This is a genomic window from Phaeobacter sp. SYSU ZJ3003 (assembly GCF_041300735.1).
GTDB lineage: Bacteria > Pseudomonadota > Alphaproteobacteria > Rhodobacterales > Rhodobacteraceae > Phycobacter > Phycobacter gallaeciensis_A.
Window position 1 is genome coordinate 197,827 of sequence record NZ_PXNU01000001.1, and the last position, 17,290, is coordinate 215,116.

Here is a 17,290-nt window from a genome sequence, read left to right on the forward strand (position 1 = left end):
CTTCTAGCAACAGGGGAATTTGACGGAGGCCAGAACCTTGGCCTGCGCGTCACTCAATTCGGGGAAAAGACGCCGCCACAGGCTGCGGGTCAGGGGGCGGGTCAGACGTCGGGTCAACTCACGCATCTGCCGCCTCCCCGCGCTGAAGCGCCCGGCGGCGCTGTACCAGTTCGGCAAGGATCGACAGCGCGATCTCATCCGGGGTGATGGCGTGGATATCAACGCCTGCGGGCGCCTTTACGCTGGCAAGAGCCTCAGGCGACACACCCTTGTCCTGAAGACGATGCGACAGGGTGGCGAACTTGCGGCGGCTACCAACAAAGCCGATATAGCGCGCCTTCTGCATGAGCGCGCGGCGGAGCGCCGCCTCGTCCCCGCGCCCCTGGGTTGCGACCACCACAAAGGGCGCGCTGTCCCAGATCGGGTGTTCGTCGAAATGTTCCACCACCCGGTCGGGCATGGGCAGGTCAACCTCCTGCGGACCGGGCAGGCACAGGGTGCGGTCGAACTCAAACCGCGCCGACAGCTCCACCAGCGCCTGCGCCACCGGGCCGGAGCCGCATACCACCAGCGCCGGAAACGGCAGCACGGGTTCCACGAAAATGTCCAGCACACCCTTACTGGGGCAGCCGTTCCGGGCGTATTTGATGCCGTCGCGTTCCTCACCTGCGCTGACGCCCGCCTCTGCGAGCAATTCTTCCGGTCCAATCGACAGAAGCTGCGGCGCGCCACTCTCGATTGCCTCGCGCGCGGCGCGGCCCACGGCGCCGCGCACGCAGCCCCCGCCTAAGAAACCGACGACGATCTCGCCCCGCGCATCTATCAGCGCCTTGGCGCCCGGCTTGGCCGAGGTCGCCGCCACGGTCCGCACCACGGTCGCCATGGCAAAGGGTTCGCCGACGCTGCGCCGCGCCTCGGTTTCGCGGGCCAGATCCTGTTCCAGGCGTGGTCCCAGTGATGAATGTCCTGCCATGATGAAACTCATATCGCCCCCAGTTTTTGATCGAGGCTGGCCAGTGCCTCCAGCGTGTTGGCCGCCTCGAACAGATCCAAGTACGGCAGGGCAGCCGCCATGCCGCGTGCAATCGGCTCGTAGCCCTTCCAGCCCTTCAGCGGATTGAGCCAGACGATCCGGCAGCCGCGCCGCTTTAGCGCCTCCAGCGCCGCTGCCATATGTTCCGGCGGGTCGCTGTCGTAGCCATCGGACAGGATGATCACCACCGAACGCCCATCGACGAAGCGGCGCGCATAGGTCGCCGCGAAATGCTGGAGCGCGCCGCCGATGCAGCTGCCTCCGCCGATGCCCTCGGCCATCAGCGTCACCCGGTTGAGCGCGCGCATCGGGTCCTCTTCGCGCAAAGCCTCGGCAATGCGCACAAGGCGGGTGTGAAAGAGATAGGCGTCTGAATTTGCATCGGCCCGCATCAGCCCCGCCAAAAAAGCCAGGAAGGTGCGCGCATAGACCAGCATTGATCCCGACACATCACACAGGGCAACGATCTTCACGGGGCGGTCGGGACGGGTGCGCCGGGCCAGCCGCAGGGGCACGCCACCGGTGGCCAACGCCTTGCGGATGGTGCGGCGAAAATCCACCGCCCTGCCCCGCCGCGCCGCCTTGCGCCTGCGGGAACGTTTGTCGCGCAGCGCCTGCCCCAGCCGCAGGGCGACCGCTTCGGCCTTGCGGATGTCCTCAGGGTCGACCAGATCGCGCAGGTCCTTCTTCATCAGGTTCTTCACATCCGAGGCGACGAGCCGCCCCACGCCGTCGCTTTCCGCCTCGCCGCCGCCGCTGCCGTGAATTGTGCCTGCACCTTCTGCCTCTGTCTCGCCTGCATCCTTGCGCGAGGAGCGCATGTCATCACTCTTGTTGGCCTTTTCGCTGGGCACGGTCTTCTGCCGCACGCGGCCCGCATCCATCCAGAAGCTGTCAAAGAGCGCATCAAAGCGTTCCACATCCTCGGCGCGGCCTGCGCAGACGGCACGCAGGGCGGCGCGCGCCTCTGACGGATCGCTCGCCTTTACCGCGCCAAGGGCCGCCAGCGCGGTGCCGGTTTCGGCCACACCCAAGGCAAAGCCATGGGCACGCAGATGCGCCATGAAGCCCGCAACGCGCGCACCGGGGCCGGGATCGCGGCCCGCGAATTTGGTCACCCGGCTCATGCGGCGCGCCCCGCCAGCCGCTGGGCGACCTCTGCCGGAACCGCGCTGCGGTCGGCCTCGGTCTTCAGCAAGGTTGCCATGGCCGCCATCAGGGCGGTGGGGTCATCGGTAAGGTCGCCAACCCCAAGCCCAGCAAGGGCAGCGGCGAAATCCAGCATCTCGGCCACGCCGGGTTTCTTCACCAGATCTTCCTTGCGCAGATCCTGAACGAAACCGATGATCTGCCCTGCAAGATGGGCACTCACCCCCGGACAGCGCGCGTCCAGAATGGCGAGTTCGGTTTTGCGGTCGGGATAGTCCACATGGGCGTAAAGGCAACGTCGGCGCAACGCGTCCGACAGATCGCGGGTGCCGTTTGCCGTCAGGATCACCAGCGGGCGGCTTTTGGCGGTGAGGGTGCCAAGCTCCGGCACTGTGATCTGGAAATCGGCGAGCACCTCCAGAAGGTAGGCCTCGAATTCTTCATCGGCGCGGTCGATTTCGTCAATCAGCAGCACCGGGGGAATGTCCTGGCGGATCGCCTGCAACAGCGGGCGCTCCAACAGGTAGTCTTCAGAGAAAATCTGCGCCTCGGCCTCCTTGCCGGTCTTGCCGGAGGCCTGGATCGCCAGCAGCTGGCGCTGGTAATTCCATTCATAGATCGCCTGTGCGGCATCCAGCCCTTCATAGCACTGTAGCCGGATCAGTCGGGTGTCGCGGGCGGTGGCCAGGGCGCGGGCGACCTCGGTCTTGCCGACACCGGCAGCCCCTTCCAAGAGCAGCGGACGGCCCAGTGTCACCGCAAGATGCAGCGCCATCGCCAGATCATCCGAGGCGACATAGCCTTGTTCTGCCAGGTCTTTCTGAAGGTCGAGATATGTCATGATGTGATAGGAGGGCCGCCGGAACGGCCCCCCATTCTCCGTTTAGCCGTGCAAGCCCAGATCATTGGCGATCTTCCAGATCCGCCAGTGATCGTGGGGCATATGGCTTTGGCGCAGGCCAAAGGCACGGAAGGCGTCATGCACCGCATTGGAGAAGGCCGGAACACCACCCACGTTGGGGCTTTCGCCCACCCCCTTGGCGCCGATCGGGTGATGCGGGCTGGGGGTTTCGGTGTGATCGGTGGTGTAATGCGGCGTCTCAACGGCAGTCGGGATGAAGAAATCCATCAGCGTGCCGGTCTTGCAGTTGCCCATATCGTCATAGGCGATCTCTTGCCCCATGGCGATGGCGAGGGCCTCTGTCAAACCACCGTGCACCTGCCCTTCGATGACCATCGGGTTGATCCGGGTGCCGCAATCGTCCAGTGCGTAGAACTGGCGGATTTCATGCTCACCGGTGTCAACGTCCACCTCCATGACGCAGATATAAGCGCCAAAGGGATAGGTCATGTTGGGCGGATCATAATAGCTGACCGCCTCAAGCCCCGGCTCAACGCCCGGGATGGCCTGATTGTAGGCCGCATAGGCGATGTCCTTCATGGTCTTGAAGCGCTCGGGCGCACCCTTGACCACGAACCGGTCCACGTCCCATTCCAGATCGTTGTCATGCACTTCCAGCAAGTAAGCCGCGATCATCTGCGCCTTGGCGCGGATCTTGCGCCCCGCCATGGCAGTGGCAGCACCGGCAACGGGTGTGGAGCGCGAGCCGTAGGTGCCCAGACCGTAAGGCGCGGTGTCGGTGTCGCCTTCCTCGATGGTGATGCTGTCAGCCGAAAGACCGATTTCCGAGGCCAGGATCTGCGCGAAGGTGGTCGCATGGCCCTGCCCCTGGCTGATGGTGCCAAGGCGTGCGATGGCCGAGCCCGTTGGGTGAATGCGGATCTCGCAGCTATCAAACATCCCCATGCCAAGGATATCGCAGTTCTTCACCGGACCCGCGCCGACGATCTCGGTGAAATGCGTCAGACCAATGCCCAGAAGCTTGCGGGTTTTTCCGGCCTTGAAGTCCTCCACCCGCTGCGCCTGCTCGGCGCGCAGATCGTCATAGCCGACGGCGGCCAGCGCCTTGTCCCAGGCAGTGTGATAATCGCCGGAGTCATATTCCCAACCCAGTGCAGACTGATAGGGGAACTGATCGGCCTTGATGAAGTTGATCCGGCGCAGTTCGGCTGCGTCCATGTTCAGCTCCATCGCCAAGACTTCGATCATGCGCTCGATGAAATAGGCGGCCTCCGTTACCCGGAAGGAGCAGCGATAGGCCACGCCCCCCGGCGCCTTGTTGGTATAGACACCGTCAACGCCCACATAGGCGACCGGGATGTCATAGGAGCCGGTGCAGATGTGGAAGAAACCAGCCGGGAATTTGGTCGGGTCGGCGCAGGCATCGAACGCGCCGTGGTCGGCGGTCACATGGCAGTGCAGCCCGGTGATCTTGCCCTCCTTGGTGGCGCTGATCCTGCCCTTCATCCAGTAGTCGCGGGCAAAGGCCGTGGCCATCAGGTTTTCCATCCGGTCCTCGATCCACTTCACCGGCTGGCCGGTGACGATGGTCGCAACGATAGAGCAGACATAGCCCGGATAGACGCCGACCTTGTTGCCGAAACCGCCGCCGATATCGGGGGAGATCACGCGGATGTTGTGTTCCTCGATACCCGACAGGATCGAGGCCACGGTGCGCACCACATGCGGCGCCTGGAAGGTGCCCCAGAGGGTCAGTTTGCCGTTGATCTTGTCCATGCTGGCGACAGAGCCGCAGGGTTCCAGCGGGCACGGATGGGTGCGGTGGTAATAGACCATCTCTTCGGCGACCACTTCGGCCTCGTCCAGAACCTGTTCGGTGGCCTCCTTGTCGCCCTCTTCCCAGAGGAAGATATGGTTGTGATGGCGGCGGGGGCCATGGGCGCCCTCTTTTTCATCCTTGATGTCTTCGCGCAGGACGACATCGGATTGCAGCGCCTCGAAGGGATCCACCAGAACCGGAAGTTCTTCGTATTCCACCTCGACCAGTTCCACCGCGTCGGCGGCGATATAGCGGTCCTTGGCCACCACAAAGGCGACCTCCTGCCCCTGGAACAGCACCTTGCCATCGGCCAGCACCATCTGCTTGTCGCCCGCAAGGGTGGGCATCCAGTGCAGGGCCAGCGGTTCAAGGTCCTTGGCGGTCAGCACCGCGACAACACCATCCAGCGCCATGGCGGCATCGATATTGATCGATTTCACCCGCGCGTGCGCATAGGGCGAGCGCACGAAATCCCCGTGCAGCATGCCCGGCAGATTGACGTCATCGACGTAGTTGCCCTTACCTTGGGTGAACCGGGCATCCTCGACCCGCTTGCGCGAGCAGCCCATGCCCTTGAGATTGTCGATCCGTTCCTGACGGTCCTCCAAATCCTTCATTGTGCGGCCTCCTTGGATGCGTTGATCTCGGCCGCAGCGGCGAGGATCGACTTGACGATGTTCTGATAGCCGGTGCAGCGGCAAAGGTTGCCGGCGATACCGAAACGAACCTCTTCCTCGGTCGGGTTGGGGTTCTCCTGAAGCAGGCGATAGGCCCGCGTGATCATACCGGGGGTGCAGAACCCGCACTGAAGCCCGTGATGTTCGCGGAACATTTCCTGCAGGATGTGCATGCCGTCGGGCGCGGCGATACCTTCGATGGTGGTGATTTCGGCGCCATCTGCCTGGGCGGCGAACATGGTGCAGGATTTCACCGACTTACCGTCGATATCGACGGTGCAGGCGCCGCAATGCGAGGTTTCACAGCCCACATGCGGGCCAGTGAGGTTCAGCCCCTCGCGCAGGGTGTGCACCAAGAGCTCGCGCGGCTCGGCGGCGACCTCGTGTTTCTCGCCGTTCACCGTCAGGGTGATGATTTGTTTTCCCATGGTGTCCTCCCTCAGGCCCGCGACCAGGCGCGTTCGATGGCGCGGCGCAGGATGACGCCAGCCACGTGTTTCTTGAACTCAACCGGTCCGCGGTTGTCCTCGGTCGGGTCGATGTCGCCCAGCATGGCGCTGACCGCATCGGCGATAGCATCGGCGCCGCAGTCCCTGCCCACCAGCGCCGCGCCCGCATCCTCGGAGAACACCGGCGTATCGCTGAGGTTGGTCATTGCGATCGAGGCAGAGGCCACCTTGCCGTCCACCTTCTCTAGGATCACAGCCGCCGCCGCCGTGGCGTAATCGCCGATCTTTCGCTTTTGTTTTTCATAGGCCTGCCCGCCCTTCGGCGCGGCAAAGGAAATCTCGGTCAGGATCTCGTCATCCTCGCGGTCGGTCATATAGGCCGCTTCATAGAAGTCGCGCGCCTTGACCTCGCGGGTGCCACCGGGACCCTGCAACGTGAAGGTGGCATCAAGGCACTGCATCAGCCCCGGCATGTCGTTGCCAGGATCGCCATTGGCCACATTGCCGCCGATGGTACCCACATAGCGCACCTGGGGATCGGCGATCAGCAGGGCCGCCTCGCGCAGGATCGGCGCTGCGTCTGCCAGATCTCCATTGGTGATCAGCTCGTGCTGGGTGGTCATTGCACCGATTGTTACGGTTCCACCATCCACCGCGATGCCTTTCAGCTCGGCGATGGATTGCAGGTCGATCAGATGCGGTACATCGGCCATGCGCAGTTTCATCATCGGGATCAGGCTGTGCCCGCCTGCCATGACACGGGCATCGTCGCCGTGTTCCTGCAATACCGCCAGGGCCGCGTCGATACTGCCGGGCCGGTGGTATTCAAACTCTGAGGGTATCATCCGTTTCCTCCCTGAATTCCGGATTGCGGATAGTAAAGGCGCCGCTGCCGCCCTGGGGCGAGGCTGCGGGAACGACCGCCGAGGTTGCGTTCACGAAATGCGAATGGGCTGCACGAGTTGCGAAAGCCCCGTCAGACAGGGAGTTTCGCCGCCAGGCACAACCAGAACATGCAGCACGAGTCGCGGCGGCAAAGCGCAGGTGTCCGGCGCAATGAGCAGAGCCCCGTCACGGCCCATTCGGGAGTGTCAGATAGGGAGGTGTTGGGCTGCGCTGTGACGCCCAATGGTTCCGGGTCCAAAAGTCGTCGGCCACTGAAAAGCCGTCAGACCCGCCCGAGGACTGGAGGGGGGGGCTGGAGGATGCAGGCAGAACCGCAGGCACCCTGCCCTGCCCTCCGCTACATGCCCAGCTTTGCCCGCACCTCGCTCAAGCGGGAGCGGCTGACAGGCACCTTGGGCAGCGCAGGGGTTTCATCGAAGTAACACACGCCGTTGTCCTTCTTGCGCTCGAAACTTGTGACATGCGCCAGGTTCACCAGATAGCTGCGGTGGGTGCGGATGAAACTGCCGTTGGCGGTGCGGGTTTCGGCCTCTGAGATTGACCAGGGACAGAATAGCTTCGCCTCGCCGCTGTAGAGCACGGTGTAGTGACCTTCGGCGCGGATGGCCGACACGCTGTCCGGGCTGATGAAATGGGTGCGCGCATCGGATTCGTAGGGAATGCGGGCCTCCTGCGGGATCTCGGCGGTATCCTCTTCAGGCCGGGTCGCCCCCGGATCGGTCACCTCCGCCACATGCGGCTGCACGTCGGCCTTCCCGGTCTGCGCAGTTCCCTCCCCGCTCAGCCGGGTGGCAAAGGTGGCGCCGCTAAGCAGGAAACTGCCCGAGAGCACAAAGGCGGACAGGGTAACCCCAAAGGCCAGCACGCCCCGGCTCATCGGCCGTACAAAGGTGGTGTATTCGGCAGATTGGGTGAAACCCGTGCCCGCCATGGCGATGAAATGCACGGCAAAAACGGCGATGCCAAACCCAAAGGTGCCCAGCACGATATTGCGGGCGCTGCGGTGGCCATAGGAGACCTGAAACGACGCCATGCTGAGCGCGATGGAGGCGGCAAAAGCCATGGCGATCTGTGCCGGAGTATAGTTCGGCACGCACAGCTCCATCCCCGACATTCCGATGTAATGCATCGCCGCAATGCCGCTTCCCATGATGACCCCGGCCAGCATGATCTTGCCTCGTGTCCGGGTGCCGAAATGCACGATCAGCAGCGCCAGCCCCATGAACAGGATCGCCGTCAGGGCCGAAATCAGTGTCACCAGCGGATCAAAGTAATAGGCCACCGGCAGCTCCAGCCCCAGCATCGCCACGAAATGCATCGACCAGATGCCGCTGCCCAGGATCACCGACGCCGCCGAGACCACGATCTTGCGCACCGGCGCCGACATCTGCGAGGCGCCCTGCGTCAGTGACAGGCCGGAAAACCCCGCGATCAGGGCAATGGCCAAAGATGCCAGAACAAACAGGCTGTTATGACTGTAGTCGAGCAAAAGGGCCTCCCTTCCCCATGCAGCACTGCGTCAGCATATCCGCAAAATTTCACCCGCGCATAGAAAAAGACGCGCCCCAGGGGGCGCGCCTTGATGTTCTGTCAGTTGATCACTTGTCGTCGTCTTCGTCGAACTCGGCCATCAGAGGATCCTCTTCATCCTCGTCATCGTAATAGCCTTCTTCGCGCAGCTTTTCTTCGCGTTTCTTCTCGACCCGGCTGACCAGGAAGATCGAAATCTCGTAAAGCCCATAGACAACCGTGAACAGGATCAGCTGGGTGATCACATCCGGCGGCGTCACCAGCGCGGCCAGCACCAGAATGGCCACAACCGCGTATTTGCGCACCGATCCCAGACCTTCGGCGCTGACCAGACCGGCCTTGCCCATCAGGGTCAGCAGCACCGGCAGCTGGAAGCACAGGCCAAAGGCCATGATGAACTTCAGCGTGATATCCAGCGACTCGTTCACCTTACCAAAGAAGGTGATGCGCACGCCGTCAGCTGTTTCCGGCACCACCGCCGCATCCGTCGGCAGGTCATTGACCGTTCCGGACAGAAGGTTGGCAAAGATCGACGACACATCCGCAAAGCCAAGGAAAAAGGCCATCGCCAGAGGGGTGACGACGAAATGCGCAAAAGATGCGCCCAGAAGGAACATCACCGGCGCCGCGATCAGGAACGGCAAGAAGGCGTTCTTCTCGGTCTTGTATAGGCCGGGTGCCACGAACCGCCACAATTGGAAGCCGATCACCGGAAAGGACAAGGCAAAGCCGAAAACCATCGAGATCCGGAACAGCGTGAACAGGTATTCCTGCGGGCTGGTATATTGCAACGTCGGCGACGGGTCGCCCAGCTCGCGCAGGGTGGCCTCGATCGGCCCCAGCAAGAACTGCAGGATCGGCTCGGCCACGGTAAAGGCTAGCACGATCCCGACGATAAAGGCCCCCACCGCCCGGATCAGGCGGGTGCGCAGCTCTGCCAGATGCTCGATCAGCGGCGCTGTGGAGTCCTCGATATCATCCGTTTGACTCATGATTTGGTCTCTTTGTCTTGATCCGGCTCCCCGGCACCTGCCTTGGCCGCCTCCGCTGCCGCTGCGGCCTCTTCGGCCTCACGAGCCTGGCGGTCAGATGCGGCGCGGGCGGTGGCCTCCTGGATCTTCCTGGCATCGGCGGCGCGTTCGGCGGCCAGCTTTCCGGTTTCGCTGTCCGGATCGAATTTGGTTGGGTCAATCGATTTGGCCATATCCTGCGCCGCCTCTTTGACACCGTCCATGGCCGTGCCAACTGGATTGGTCGCTGCCTTCAGCCCCTGCGCCATATCCTTGACGCCCGCCTCATCGGCGGCGTCATTCATCGCGCGGCTGAATTCACGGGCCATACCCTTGGCCTTGCCCACGAAGCGGCCGACGTTGCGGAACAGCACGGGCAGATCCTTGGGACCGACCACGATCAGCGCAACGATCCCGACCACCATGAGTTCGGTCCACCCAAGATCGAACATGGCGGATTACGCCTTGTCTTTTTCGGTCTCGGGGGTGATGTCCTTGGCGTCGGCAGCGGCGTCCTGCTCCAGTTCCTCGGTGCTGTCTTTCACGCCTTTCTTGAAGGCGGTGATGCCTTTGCCGACTTCGCCCATCAGCGAGGAAATCTTGCCGCGGCCAAACAGGACCAGAACCACGACGGCGATCAGCAGAATGCCCGGAAGGCCGATATTGTTAAGCATGTGAGTGTCTCCTTCTTATCCGGTGCCCATCCGCACCGGTTTTGTCTGTCATCCCCATTTTTACGGACGCGCCGCGCTGCCGCATAGATCTGGCAGGCTGTCGGGGGGCTCAGGCAGGGCAAAAATCACTGAAATCCGCATCCACTCAAACACAACTGACAGGTTTATGTCAGTTGCTCCCTGCTAGGTCCAGCCTGTCACATCAATAAGGAGACACCGATATGACAGACACCCAGACCACTCCGGTTGCCGAAATCGTTACCTTCACCCTGGCGAACGGAATCACCCCGGCGGCCTTTGTCGAGATCAGCCAGCAAAGCGAAGCCTTTGTGCGGGCGCAGCCAGGGTTCATGTTCCGCCGCCTCAGCTGCGGCGCTGATGGCCGCTGGAGCGATCACGTGGTCTGGCGCGATCACGCGGCGGCCATGGCGGCAGCAGAGGCCTTTCCCAAGCAACCCTTTGCCGCGGCGTTGATGCAGGCGATTGAGCCCGGCAGCATCGACATGCGCCACGAAGACATCCTGTGGCAGATGGCGGCTTGACCTAACGGTGCGGCGCGGGCCAAGGCTAGGGTCATGCGCCGCACCGACCGCCTTTTTGAAATCATCCAGATCCTGCGCGACGGGAAGTTGCACCGCGCGCAGGACATCGCCGCACGGCTGGAGGTTTCCACCCGCACCATATACCGCGACATGGACACGTTAGTCGCCTCAGGCGTGCCGGTCGAAGGGGAGCGCGGCGTCGGCTATATGGTGCGCGAAGCGATCACCCTGCCGCCCCTCACACTAACCCCGGAAGAGCTGGAGGCGCTGAACCTCGGCATGGCCATCGTCGCCGAGGCCGCCGATCCGGACCTTAAATCCGCCGCGCAGTCCCTGGCGGCCAAGGTGGACGCGGTGCTGCCTGCCGAGACCATCGCCGAGGCGGATGCCTGGAAATTCGCCGTCTACCCCTTTGCCGATGCGGCGCGGGGCTTTGCCCAGATGCCCACCCTGCGGGCTGCGATCAAGGCGCGCCAGAAGCTGCAGATCACCTATCGCCGCATCGATGGCGAAATGACCCGGCGCAAAATCCGCCCGCTGCACATGGAATACTGGGGCCGAGTCTGGACCCTTACCGCCTGGTGCGAAGCGCGCGAGGATTTCCGTGTCTTCCGCGTCGATCTGATCGAAGAGGCCACCGCCCTGCCCGAGTTGTTCGTCGATGAGCCGGGCAAGCGGCTGTCGGATTACGATCCCTACCGCGACAAGGAGGAGAGCTGATCACTCACCTTTGTCCTGCTTTCTGCCGCGGCGGCGGACAAGCACATAGATGCCGCTGCCCAGCGCCCCGCCGATGGCCGCAGCCAGCGCAACATGCAACATCAGCGCGCCAAGGGTCAGCGGAAACAGGGCAAGCGTCATGATCACCGCCTCAGCAAAGCCGCCCGGCCCCTGATAGGAGGCAAGGGTGAACAGCGAATAGCAGACCCAGACGACCGACAGCAGGCCAGCGCCCGAAAGCGCAGCCCATAGCCTGCCCGCATCCTTTGGCTCGGCAACCGAAACAGCGGGCACCAGAACCGCGAGGACATACTCTCGCCACTTGCTTTTGCGCCCGCGGATTGCCGCCTTGCAGGCCGAAATCTCCACAAGGGCGAGCACGATCAGCGGCACGGCGTGAAACAACGCGACGGGTATGAACAGGGACACGCCCCGCGACCAGGACACCATGGACACCCCGGCGTTCTGCAACGTGATCCAGACCAGCCCCCCTGTTGCATAGATCGCCCCAAGGCCTCCCAGCCAAGTGAGATGGGCAATCAGGCGCACCCCACGCAAATTTCTGGCGGCCCAAGGCGGGATCTCTGGTTCGGTCTCTGGCTCTTCCGGCATGTTCTGTGCCTCCCGTGCCCGAGTATAAGACAACGGCAGAAACATCGGTTCAAGACGTCACCCCGTGGGGCGGCTCGGCCCGCCGGTGCGCGCGCTTCACGGGAAAGTCACCTCTGCCCCGCCCGCCCATATATTGCAGCCTTGCAGCTGTTCCCCTAGCGTTTGCCCAGTTCATCACGCGGGAAGGCACACCACATGGTCCAGGGAATCTGCTGTTGCGGCGCGGTACAATTTCAACTGACCGTGCAGCCGCCGATGATGGGTACCTGCCATTGCTCCCGCTGCCGCAAGGTCGGCACCAGCGCCATCGTGCTTGTGCGGCCCGGAGACGTGCAATGGACCAAGGGCAAGGATCAGGTCACCACCTACACGCCTGAGCCGCCCTTCAATTTCATCCGCTGTTTCTGCAAGATCTGCGGCACCTCGCTGGGGGAAATCCTGGCCGAGGACGAGCGTATCGCAATCGCGGCAAGCGCGCTGGATGGCGATATCGGCGTCAGCAACCAGTTTCACGAGTTCGTCGCTGACAAGGCCGATTGGTACGAGATTTGCGACGATGCCCCGCAATACGACGGTGCACCGACATAACGCCAAGGACGGAGTGGTTCCCTATCCCTTTGGGAAGACGAAACACCGGTTGCGCGGCACGGTGAGCCAGAGAACGCGGCCCACTTCGGGCAGGAACACGTTGGGCACCGTCACCTTCAGGAGCGATCCGTCAAAATCCATGCGGAACTCGACTAGGCTTTCATGGCCCAGAAAGCGCGCCCGTTCTACCACACCGCGCGCCGGGACGCCGTCGCTGGGGGTCGGCAAGGGACCTTTGCCCGCGCGGTCGAAATCAATGCGCACGTGCTGCGGGCGAAAGACGATCTCCACATCGGTGCCGTCTGGCACGCCCGGGGCCAGGAACTGGCCGAATGGCGTCTGTGCAAGCGCGCCGTTCACCTGTGCATCCAGAACGTTGACGTCGCTGAAAAAAGCCACCGCCGCCTTATCGACCGGGCGGGTATAGACGTTATAGGGCGCGCCCTGCTGTACGATCCGCCCGCCCCGCATCAGGGCGATCTCATCGGCCATGCGCATGGCTTCTTCGGGCTCGTGCGTCACCAGAAGGACTGCCGTGTCCTCTTCGCGCAAGAGCGTCAGCGTCTCGTCGCGGATACCATCACGCAGACGGTTATCAAGGCCCGAAAACGGCTCATCCATCAGCATGATACGCGGACGCGGCGCCAGGGCGCGGGCCAGCGCCACGCGCTGTTGTTCGCCGCCCGACAGCTGGTGCGGGTAATCGTCGATGTATTTCGACAGCGACACCTTGGCGAGCAGCTCCTCGACCCGGGCGCGTTTCTGATCTTTCGGCCCTTTCAGACCAAAGGCGACGTTATCCGCGACGCTCAGGTGTGGGAACAGGGCAAAGTCCTGAAACATCAGGCCGATCTCGCGCCGCTCGGGCGGGACACGGAACACCGTGTCGCAGATCAGCTTGCCATCCACATAGATTTCGCCCTCGTCCTGCATCTCCACCCCGGCGATCATGCGCAGAGTGGTGGATTTGCCGCAGCCCGAGGGACCCAGCAAGCAGGTCACCTGCCCCGCCTGAATTTGCAGGGACACATCGTCGACCACCGGGCGCCCGTCGAAGAACCGCTTGATATTGCGGATTTCCAGCCGTGGCGGGGCCATGGTGCTGAGCATTTCGGCAGGGGCAGTGTTCATGCGGCCTCGGAGCTGTTTCCGACGCTTTCCATCGGGTTTGGCGCAGATGTAGCAGCCCCCCTGTCAGGCTTCAACCCTGCGGCTGCCGCGCGCCACTGCGGCAAAGCCGACCACCAGCACGATCACGCAGATCTGCAAAAGCTGCTCGTACTTGTGCCCATCGTACAGCAGCCCCGAGACGCCCGGTGCATCGCGGAACATATAGGCCGCCGCGCCAAGGATGGCAGAGCCTAAGCTAACCAGATAGGCCCAGGTCGCCACCTGTCGTTTGCCCAGAAGCCCCGCGACCAGCACCGGGGTCAGGAACATCGAGGCGGTACCGGATACAGCCACCGCATCAAACAGCGTCTTGTTCCCCCAAAGCGTCAGCGCGCCACCAGCAGCGGCAAAGACCACCATGGCGATACGGCCGCCCATCAGGCTGCGCGGCGCAAGGCGCAGTTCTTCGACCACCAGACGCGCGGCCGAGCTGAGCGCGGAATCAAGCGTCGAGAGCGCCGAAACCAGCAGCGACACGATCAGCATGACGAAAACCCAGCCCGGCAGCATAGTCGCCCAGGTGCCCAACAGCTGGCCTTCGTATTCCGCGCCCTCAAGGGAAGCCTGAATGCCGAAAAAGCCAAAGGCGATAATGCAAAGCGCCGAAATCCAGAAGGCATGCAAAAAGCTTTTGCGGGTGGTGGCGGGATCGGCAAGAAAACCGCGGTCCATCATCACCGGATCATGCACCGGATAGGAAAAGACCTGCAGCGCGGCCACCACCAGCAGCACCCATCCATTATGGGCGCCCGCTGCCCCCTGCGCGGTCATCACCGCAGAGATATCAAAGCCCGGGCGCAGGATCAGCGCCACAAAGGCGGCGCCAAAGACCACGAGGAACAGCGACATCTGGATCACATCGGTGCGCAGCGCCGCTGACAGCCCGCCCCATGCGGAATAGGCCAGCGCCAGCACACCGACCACCAGGATGGCGGTTGTCTCGGCCCCTGCCACATCCGGCAGGGCGGCGGCAAAGATCAGCCCGACCACCAGCAGGTTGGCAAAAACCTCGGACAACAGGCGCAGCGCGATCACCAGATTATAGGCGGTGGTGCCCGTGGCGCCGAAACGCTCCGCCAGCCAGGATTGCACCGATGTCGCACCCTGTGCGCGCATCCGGCCAACGATATAGCCGCCGGTCAGAAAGGATCCGTAGTAGGCCGCATAGGCCAGAGTTCCCGCGATGCCGTAGTAAAAGCCCAGGATCGCGGCGTTCATCAACGAGCGCGCGAAGATCCATGTGGTCACCTGTGACAGCACCAGCGTCCACAGGGTCGGCGCCTCGCCCCTGTCGGACTGACCGCCGAAGAACCCGCCCACGGTGGCCTTGCGCGGCGCATAGTAGAGGCTGAGCAATATGATAGCGGCAAAGATGGTGGTTATGGCGATGGCCTGCATGATCGTTATCCCCGTTTTGATGGGCTCGGCGTAGCAGGCAGGCCCTTACCGCACCATATTGCCCACAGGAATGTGAAGCGGTGTCAGGGACAAACTGAGTGACCTGCGCGCAAAACAGGCACCCTCGGCGGCCGTTGCGCCGGATATTCCATCGTCCCGGGTTGTTGCCGATTACTCCCCCGCTGGCAGCAGGTCGAAAGCAGCCTCCGCCCGCACATTGCCATTGACCAGCAGCTCCAGCCGATGCGGCCCGGGCACCAGTTTGAACGTGGTGGCATCCCCTTTCAGCTTATGTGCCTTGCTGAGCTTCAGAGTACCGCGCACTAGCTTTGCCTGTTTCAGCTTGAACACCTTGGCCGAGGCTTTGCCGCCGGGGCGCTGAAAATGCAGCCGGTAATCGACCAGCACCGGCTGCCCCGCTGGCCCCGCCAGATCGACAGAGAAAGACAGTGCATCGCCGATGGGCACCGCTGCGCTTTGCAGCGTGATCCTGGCCTCCACCGGCGCCTCCGGATCGTATCCCAGAAGGCCCAGTGCGCCCGGGTGCCCCGCCTTCACCAGTCCACGGCAAGCATGGCGGGTGATCCAGTCCATTTCCTTGCCCGTCTGTTGTCCGGCCTCGCCCCAGCGGCGCAGGATCTCGACCACCAGATCCGGCTCTTTCTTGGCGATGTCGTTCAGGTGGTTGGCGACCGAGCGGGTGACAAAGCGCGTGCCATCCCGGTGCAGCTGGTCCAGCAGCGGCAGCGGCGCCCGCAGATCAAGCCCGATCCCAAGGCCCCAAGGAAGACGCGGGCGCGTGCCCTCGCTGACCAGCCGCCGCACGTGGTAATGGTCGTGCCCGGCCCACTCCTGCATCCGCTCCAGCGTAAGATCGGGCCAGCGGTTCAGGAAGGGTCGAATGGCGAATTCCATGGAGAACCGCTGCGTCAGCGCCTCCAGCAGATCCAGTGATAGATCCGGGTGCGCTTCCAGCCCCTTGGACACGACGAATTCGCCCAGGGGCGCAAAGATGAAATCGCCGAAATCATCGTCGCGATTGCCGGGGTCCAGCGGCGGCGGCAGGGCCGCGCGCAGCAGTGGCGCGACCTCGGGCAAGGGCGCAGCGTAATGCTGACCCAAAACCTCGGCGATCCAGTCGATCCTCTGTTTCAGCTCCAGCTCCGGCAGGCGGGCGTTCACCTGCGCCTCGAACCCCGGCGCGTCGAAAGCGGGGTCACAGGCAGCAAAAAGACCCGCCAGATAGCGGGTCTTTTCCGGATTAAACAGCTGGTCCTTCAGGGAAAAACCGCTGGCCATCGCCTTACAGCGTCATATTGGTGGCGCCGCCATCCAGCAGGATGTTCTGCCCCACGATAAAGCCCGCATGCTGCGAGCAGAGGAAGGCACAGGCCGCGCCGAATTCCTGCCGGGTGCCATAGCGGCCCGCCGGAATGGTCGCTTCACGCTGGGACTTGGCCTCTTCGATGGAAATGCCCTTTTGCCCGGCCACACCGGTGTCCAGCGACACGGCGCGGTCAGTGGCGTGAATGCCCGGCAGCAGATTGTTGATGGTGACACCGCTGCCTGCGACCTGCCGCGAAGTGCCCGCAACATAGCCGGTGAGACCAGCGCGCGCCGAATTCGACAGGCCCAGCACCGCAATCGGCGCCTTCACCGATTGCGAGGTGATATTGACCACCCGGCCCCAGCCGCGCTCCATCATGCCGGGCAGCAGCGCCTTCATCAGCGCGATCGGCGCCAGCATATTGGCATCCAGCGCCTTGATGAAATCGTCGCGCTCCCAGTCCGACCACATGCCGGGGGGCGGGCCGCCCGCGTTGGTGACCAGAATGTCGGCCGCGCCTGCGGCCTCCAGCACCTTTTGCTGGCCTTCGGCGGTGGTCACGTCTGCCACCACGGTTTCGACCTCGACGCCATAGGTATCGCGGATGGTCTGCGCCGCCGCCAGCAGCGCCTCTTCTCCGCGTGCGTTCATCACCAGATTGACCCCGGCTTCGGCCAGCGCCTCGGCACAGCCAAGACCCAGACCCTTGCTGCTGGCACAGACCAATGCGCGCTTGCCTGCAATTCCCAGTTCCATGTTCGTCCTCCATCGGGATTCTTCGTTTCCGGCGCAGACTGTGCACTCTGCGCCCGCCGTTGACCAGC

The 17,290-nt window shown here is 63.3% G+C and carries 19 protein-coding genes; 3 read left to right on the top strand and 16 right to left on the bottom strand.

The features are described 5' to 3' along the window. Nucleotides 1-3 precede the first annotated feature (3 nt). From C6W91_RS00940 to C6W91_RS00990, 11 genes are all read right to left on the bottom strand, one after another. Nucleotides 4-126: a hypothetical protein gene (locus C6W91_RS00940; RefSeq protein ID WP_274828748.1), complete on the bottom strand. Its 123-nt coding sequence runs from the start codon at nt 124-126 to the stop codon at nt 4-6. Further along, a complete protein-coding gene (locus C6W91_RS00945; RefSeq protein ID WP_370570396.1) occupies nt 119-973 on the bottom strand; it encodes an XdhC family protein in 855 nt (284 codons plus the stop codon). The genes C6W91_RS00940 and C6W91_RS00945 overlap by 8 nt, the downstream gene beginning before the upstream one ends. An 8-nt stretch (nt 974-981) precedes the next feature. Next, on the bottom strand, nt 982-2,160 hold the full coding sequence (locus C6W91_RS00950) for a VWA domain-containing protein (protein ID WP_274868045.1): 1,179 nt from the start codon (nt 2,158-2,160) through the stop codon (nt 982-984). Then, complete coding sequence (locus C6W91_RS00955; protein WP_274868047.1) at nt 2,157-3,023, bottom strand: MoxR family ATPase; 867 nt, start codon at nt 3,021-3,023, stop codon at nt 2,157-2,159. The genes C6W91_RS00950 and C6W91_RS00955 overlap by 4 nt, the downstream gene beginning before the upstream one ends. Before the next feature lie 42 nt (nt 3,024-3,065). Continuing rightward, the gene (locus C6W91_RS00960) at nt 3,066-5,480 is read right to left on the bottom strand and encodes an aerobic carbon-monoxide dehydrogenase large subunit (protein WP_274868048.1); all 2,415 of its coding nucleotides are present in this window, start codon (nt 5,478-5,480) and stop codon (nt 3,066-3,068) included. Further along, entirely contained in the window at nt 5,477-5,968 is a 492-nt protein-coding gene (locus C6W91_RS00965; protein WP_274868049.1) for a (2Fe-2S)-binding protein, read from the bottom strand. The genes C6W91_RS00960 and C6W91_RS00965 overlap by 4 nt, the downstream gene beginning before the upstream one ends. A gap of 11 nt (nt 5,969-5,979) precedes the next feature. Continuing rightward, nucleotides 5,980-6,834, bottom strand: a complete 855-nt coding sequence (locus tag C6W91_RS00970) for a xanthine dehydrogenase family protein subunit M (protein ID WP_274868050.1) — start codon at nt 6,832-6,834, stop codon at nt 5,980-5,982. Between the two features lie 398 nt (nt 6,835-7,232). Then, nucleotides 7,233-8,384, bottom strand: coding sequence for an MHYT domain-containing protein (locus tag C6W91_RS00975; protein WP_370570397.1), 1,152 nt, complete (start codon nt 8,382-8,384; stop codon nt 7,233-7,235). Between the two features lie 109 nt (nt 8,385-8,493). Next, on the bottom strand, nt 8,494-9,417 hold the full coding sequence (locus C6W91_RS00980) for a twin-arginine translocase subunit TatC (protein WP_274839333.1): 924 nt from the start codon (nt 9,415-9,417) through the stop codon (nt 8,494-8,496). Next, nucleotides 9,414-9,887: a Sec-independent protein translocase protein TatB gene (gene tatB / locus C6W91_RS00985; protein ID WP_274868052.1), complete on the bottom strand. Its 474-nt coding sequence runs from the start codon at nt 9,885-9,887 to the stop codon at nt 9,414-9,416. Before tatB ends, C6W91_RS00980 begins: the two co-directional genes overlap by 4 nt. A 6-nt stretch (nt 9,888-9,893) precedes the next feature. Then, a complete protein-coding gene (locus C6W91_RS00990; protein ID WP_274828764.1) occupies nt 9,894-10,109 on the bottom strand; it encodes a twin-arginine translocase TatA/TatE family subunit in 216 nt (71 codons plus the stop codon). Between the two features lie 221 nt (nt 10,110-10,330). Between C6W91_RS00990 and C6W91_RS00995 the strand changes: the two genes are divergently transcribed. Further along, entirely contained in the window at nt 10,331-10,651 is a 321-nt protein-coding gene (locus C6W91_RS00995) for a hypothetical protein (RefSeq protein ID WP_274831847.1), read from the top strand. Between the two features lie 33 nt (nt 10,652-10,684). Beyond that, entirely contained in the window at nt 10,685-11,371 is a 687-nt protein-coding gene (locus tag C6W91_RS01000; protein WP_065273147.1) for a YafY family protein, read from the top strand. Here the strand turns inward: C6W91_RS01000 and C6W91_RS01005 are convergent, their stop codons facing one another. Next, nucleotides 11,372-11,983: a hypothetical protein gene (locus C6W91_RS01005; RefSeq protein ID WP_274868054.1), complete on the bottom strand. Its 612-nt coding sequence runs from the start codon at nt 11,981-11,983 to the stop codon at nt 11,372-11,374. A gap of 195 nt (nt 11,984-12,178) precedes the next feature. Between C6W91_RS01005 and C6W91_RS01010 the strand changes: the two genes are divergently transcribed. After that, nucleotides 12,179-12,571, top strand: coding sequence for a GFA family protein (locus tag C6W91_RS01010; RefSeq protein WP_370570398.1), 393 nt, complete (start codon nt 12,179-12,181; stop codon nt 12,569-12,571). A gap of 21 nt (nt 12,572-12,592) precedes the next feature. Here the strand turns inward: C6W91_RS01010 and C6W91_RS01015 are convergent, their stop codons facing one another. From C6W91_RS01015 to C6W91_RS01030, 4 genes are all read right to left on the bottom strand, one after another. Continuing rightward, a complete protein-coding gene (locus C6W91_RS01015; RefSeq protein ID WP_274828773.1) occupies nt 12,593-13,702 on the bottom strand; it encodes an ABC transporter ATP-binding protein in 1,110 nt (369 codons plus the stop codon). Nucleotides 13,703-13,765: 63 nt separating this feature from the next. Further along, nucleotides 13,766-15,139: a sodium:proline symporter gene (locus C6W91_RS01020; protein WP_274868056.1), complete on the bottom strand. Its 1,374-nt coding sequence runs from the start codon at nt 15,137-15,139 to the stop codon at nt 13,766-13,768. A 171-nt stretch (nt 15,140-15,310) separates the two neighbouring features. Beyond that, nucleotides 15,311-16,438 (bottom strand): hypothetical protein, encoded by a 1,128-nt coding sequence (locus C6W91_RS01025; protein WP_274868057.1) that lies wholly within the window; start codon nt 16,436-16,438, stop codon nt 15,311-15,313. 4 nt (nt 16,439-16,442) lie between these two features. After that, on the bottom strand, nt 16,443-17,222 hold the full coding sequence (locus C6W91_RS01030; RefSeq protein ID WP_274868058.1) for an SDR family oxidoreductase: 780 nt from the start codon (nt 17,220-17,222) through the stop codon (nt 16,443-16,445). Nucleotides 17,223-17,290: the final 68 nt, after the last annotated feature.